Source organism: Vibrio sp. 1167 (assembly GCF_033340375.1).
GTDB classification, from domain to species: Bacteria; Pseudomonadota; Gammaproteobacteria; order Enterobacterales; family Vibrionaceae; genus Vibrio; species Vibrio alginolyticus.
This window is the reverse complement of record NZ_JAWOWK010000125.1, coordinates 1-1,049: the sequence shown is the minus strand read 5'-3', so window position 1 is coordinate 1,049 and position 1,049 is coordinate 1. Positions and strand designations below refer to the sequence as shown.

Below are 1,049 nucleotides of genomic sequence, written 5' to 3'. Positions count from 1 at the left end.
GAGCGGTCGCTTTTCCTTGCGAGAGACAAAGCAATGGATGCTTTATTTCCTAGCTTACTGCTAGCACTCGTAAATCTTATTTTTACTAAATCGTTTTCTTTTTGATGAACATTGAATCACCGTACGAGAAGAAGCGGTATTTGTTTTCCACCGCATGCTTGTAAGCATTCATGGTGTTCTCGTAGCCAGCAAACGCACTCACCAACATGATCAATGTTGATTCTGGTAAGTGGAAGTTCGTGATCAAGCAATCCACCAGCTGGTATTCGTAACCAGGGTAGATAAAAATTTCAGTATCGCCGAAGAATGGAACCAATTCTGAGCCTTTCTTCAATGCATCTTGCGCTGCACTTTCGAGTGAACGTACTGATGTTGTACCCACTGCGATGATGCGACCACCGCGAGCTTTGGTTGCATTGATGGCATCCACCACTTCTTGCGGTACTTCTACATACTCTGCATGCATGTGGTGATCGTTGATATTATCCACTTTTACTGGTTGGAACGTACCTGCACCGACGTGTAGTGTAACGTAAGCAAACTCAGCGCCTTTGGCTTTGATCTTATCTAAAAGAACGTCATCAAAGTGCAGGCCAGCCGTAGGTGCTGCTACTGCGCCTGGTTTTTGGTTATATACGGTTTGGTAACGCTCTTTATCTGCGTCTTCATCTGGGCGGTCAATGTATGGAGGAAGTGGCATGTGGCCAATTTCTTCCAAAATTTCTAATACCGTCTTATCAGAGTTAAATTTCAGTTCGAATAGGGCGTCGTGACGAGCCACCATTTCAGCTGAGTATTCGTCATTCTCGCCCACAATAATAGTAGTGCCTGGTTTTGGTGATTTAGAGCAGCGAACGTGCGCAAGAATGCTTTTCTCATCTAGCATGCGCTCCACTAGCACCTCTAACTTACCGCCAGATTCTTTACGACCAAACATACGCGCTGGAATAACACGGGTATTATTGAAAACCACTAAGTCACCAGCTTGAACTTGGTTTAACACATCGTTAAATGTGCCATCTATAAGCTCGCCAGTATTGCCGTCCATT

Annotated in this window: 1 protein-coding gene; it reads right to left on the bottom strand. The window is 44.7% G+C overall.

Features of this window, described 5'->3' with window-relative positions; all coding sequences use genetic code 11:
- Window positions 1–85: 85 nt before the first annotated feature.
- Window positions 86–1,049 (bottom strand): tRNA preQ1(34) S-adenosylmethionine ribosyltransferase-isomerase QueA (gene queA, locus R7Z78_RS24825; protein WP_169643726.1); only part of this gene is annotated, 964 nt, incomplete at its 5' end.